The 3,620-nt window shown below is 58.1% G+C and carries 2 protein-coding genes; both read left to right on the plus strand.

All coding sequences use genetic code 11. The features are described 5' to 3' along the window. The first annotated feature begins 389 nt into the window (after positions 1-389). Positions 390-1,079 (plus strand): adenylate/guanylate cyclase domain-containing protein, encoded by a 690-nt coding sequence (locus F758_RS0142715; RefSeq protein ID WP_024513475.1) that lies wholly within the window; start codon positions 390-392, stop codon positions 1,077-1,079. Between the two features lie 1,482 nt (positions 1,080-2,561). Then, positions 2,562-3,305, plus strand: coding sequence for a tetratricopeptide repeat protein (locus F758_RS0142725; protein ID WP_245286788.1), 744 nt, complete (start codon positions 2,562-2,564; stop codon positions 3,303-3,305). Positions 3,306-3,620: the final 315 nt, after the last annotated feature.

The raw sequence follows: 3,620 nt of genomic DNA on the forward strand, positions 1-3,620 counted from the left end.
GCAACGGCTGAACATCGGGAGCCGTGTGACTCGAGAGGGTCATGCACGGTTCTGGGAGCGCCCGGAGGTGAAATTCCTCCGGGCGACTCGACAAACTGAGAAGGACTCAGTGCGAGCATATGTTTTCCGCTCTTTCCACGAACTCGGACATGGCTCGATTAGCCGGCATGTCCCAAATGGGCCCAAGGCGGGAGGGTCGCCAGTCATCTTGCGCCTGGTCAGCTCGACCTAGGCTGCAGCTCGCAAGTCCATGACACCGATTAACCCTTGGTCCAGCTTGCTCGCGGCTGATCCAGATTGTAGGCTCCACACGTCTGCCAATTCGTGGATCATGGTTGAAAATGGCAGCGTCGCAGCATTCTAGATTCTGCAAGGGTTGCTGGGAGCAGATGCATCTGCCGGTGCCGCTTCACGGCCTGCTCTCAGCGCCATTTCGTGCGTTCGGCATTCGCCCGAGCCGAATGAACCCCAACACCTGTACCATCTGCGAGTTGATGTTTACGAAGGTGATGAGAGCCCGCAAAATCACCATCGATGCGACGATCATGTTTGCCGATCTGCGAGGTTACACCAGTCTGTCCCAGTCCCAGTCTCCGGATGTGGTTTCGGGGCTGCTCGACGCATTCTACGATGAAAGTGCAAGCGCCATCTGGGCGCACGATGGGCTTCTCAACAAAACCATCGGAGACGCGGTGATGGCCGTCTTTAATTTTCCTCTGGAACGTGATGACCATGCCAGAAATGCCGTGCTTGCGGCGCGCGAGATCCAGAAGAACTGGCGCGCCAAGTGCGAGAGTCTTGTCAACGCGTACGGCCTGACCGAAAACGAATTGGGGATCGGAATTGGTATCCATTCAGGAGAGCTGAGCTTTGGGGAGTTCGGTCGGTCTCACCGAGACCTGACCGCAATCGGTACCGTCGTAAACACCGCCTCCCGCGCGCAGTCGGTAGCTGAAGCCGACCAGATTCTGGTAACGCAGGCGGTTTATCAGCGCGCCCAGTCAGAGTTGGCGGGCAGCCATGCAAAGCCATTCCAGCTCAAAGGGTTCGATACCCCGATAATGCTTTACGGAGCATAGCATGTTTGCCTGCCCCGTCCGCCTCTGCGGTCTTTCATTGCGCAGCGCTCTGCGGGAGATCTGGAATCGCCTCCCAATTTGGTGGAGTATCGCGCCCCGCCGAGCCCAGCACCTTATGACCAAGCGGCGAACGGAAGTCGCCGCTAATCACTCAGGCCGCAAATCGTCCGACAATTTGTTGAGCTCCAGGCCAGCCGCCGCTCGTTTCCCAGCCGCTTCACCAGCGCACGACTTGTCGCATCGCCTTGATCCAAATCGGTCGGCTCGCCCGGGGCACCCAAATCCCCATAGCGCCTGCCGCACCGCCTCACGTCCCTTAAGCGCGGTTTCCTCCCTTGAACTGCTTTCGGACGCCGGCCGCCGAAGACGCGGCGCCGCCCCTCAAGCGGCCGGCATCCGAAACCCTTCACACAAGCGGAGTCACTATCTCGCGTTCACTAGAGACCGCTGCTCAAGAGCTGAAAGAATGCCAAGGGCGAACACGCCAACGCTGCTCCGACGAATATCCGAGGGTCCCGACCACAATTGCGCCCAACATGCCGCTGTGCTCCCAGCCCTTGGCTACGCCGATGAGAGTCGCGACGCTGATTATGGACACCGTCCACGCGACCTGGGCCAGGACCTTCAATATCTTGACTCACCGTCTCGTGCACGCCATCGAGATGCTTGCCAAGAAAACGAGCCATTCCTCCAACGAAAATCAGTGACGGTGGAATTAAATAGACGAGCATAACCTGGTCTGCACAAGCCAATGAGAGAAGGAATGCGGGAACGAGCGTTGCCGCGCAGAAGTAGAACCAGAGCTTGGCTCGTTGCATGTAAGGGTTTTGCGCCGGCTGGCGTATGTATAACTGAGATAATGAACCGCACTCGATAGCCTTCCTTTGGCGATCGATAGCCATGATCCGGCGCAGTTCAGCGCTGGGTCGGCGAACGATCTGTTGCGCACGCTGCCCTATCGAGCTGCTGTGCCGAAAACAGCCATAACTGGTGAGCAGGATTGTGAAGATGCCCGCTATCAGGTGACCGGCCGCGAAAAGGATAACACAAAGCATCAAAACGAGGGAGATCACTGCCCCATAAGAGGACGAAGCCAAGATAAGTTTTGCCGGTCGGGATGCTGCTGCTCATAGTGACCTCAAGGCTTATCTCAGAATCCGCCGGACCTCTGAACAGGCCATGCGTCGTTCCAGCGCAGCGGATTGTTAATGGTTCGGGAAGACTCGGAGATGCATCCACGGTTAGGCTGGAGACACGGATTGGCGGCTTCCACGACTAGCTTCCTGAGCTTGCTACAGAAGGCTGAAGGAAAGGGGTTGATGAACGTGGATCTTTATGCCGATCTCTGGCTCACGGACTTTCCGATAGACCCCCAGGAGGTCGTTCGGGCGTTTCCAATTCCCGCTTTCCTCGTCGCGCGAAAAGGTGAGCCGACCGGTTTGCGTCCCGGACGCGGTCGATCTTACGATGCGGGGGTGGGCCGTGCTCAACCAACCCTATTCGCGCGAGCAGTTGGCCCAGACGAGTGTCCTCTTCGAACGCGCGCTCCAGATCGATCCGGGCTACCCTAAGGCTCTCGTGGGCTTTGCAGATACTCTGGCAATGGAAGTCAACTATCGTTGGACCGATGCGCCCGCAGATAAGCTGCAGCGCGCGGAGAACGCGGTAGATCAGGTTCTGTCACAGTTTCCCAGTGACGCAATGGCACATTTTGTAAAGGGCGAAATCCAGCGGGCGAAGGGTAGGAACCTCGACGCTGCGGTCGGCGAGTATATTGCGGCAATCGCTACAAATCCCAGTCTCGCCCCGGCTCATGGCGCGCTGGGCGCTGCCAAGATACGTGTCGGCCGCTCTGCAGAGGCATTTGCGCCTCTTCAAATGGCCATTCAGCGCAGCCCCCGTGATCCCCTCCTAAACACGTGGTACTTCTACGTCTGCCATGCGCACACCCATCTCGCTCAATATGATGAGGCAATCGATTGGTGCAGCCGCTCCATCGCGGTGAAGCCCTTTTGGATTGCCTACGCAGATCTCGCCGCCGCTAACGCATTGACGGGGCATGAGCGTGAAGCTCACGCCGCCATCGCCGAGCTTCGTCGGCTCAGGCCCAATTACATTGTTGCCCTTTGGCTGCAGCATGGGTCTGCGTGGTCCGATAACGTCGTCTTCCTTGCCGAATTTCAGCGCATCGCCGACGGTTTGCGCAAGGCGGGTCTTCCGGAGTAAAGGCTTGACCGGGCAATGGACTGAGCCAATTCTCGCGCTCGCCGCGTGCCAGATACCAGGTCGCTAAGCCTCCGCTCCAGTCATATTGGAAAACGGTTCGGGAGTCCCGTATGGGTCAAAATGCGAAGAACTCAACGTGAGCAAATCAAGTCCGCTATACCCCACTGTCCAGACCTCGACGAGGCGTGCGGACACGTCGCAGAAGGGCACAATAGGCGACACTAAAGATTCTACCCGGCAACCGGCGGTCCCACACCTCCGGAACCTCAAGGGGCAGCGACTGTTGTAGCGGACAGAGGACCTCATGTATGGACA

This window comes from Bradyrhizobium sp. ARR65, assembly GCF_000472385.1.
In the GTDB taxonomy this organism is placed as follows: Bacteria; Pseudomonadota; Alphaproteobacteria; order Rhizobiales; family Xanthobacteraceae; genus Bradyrhizobium.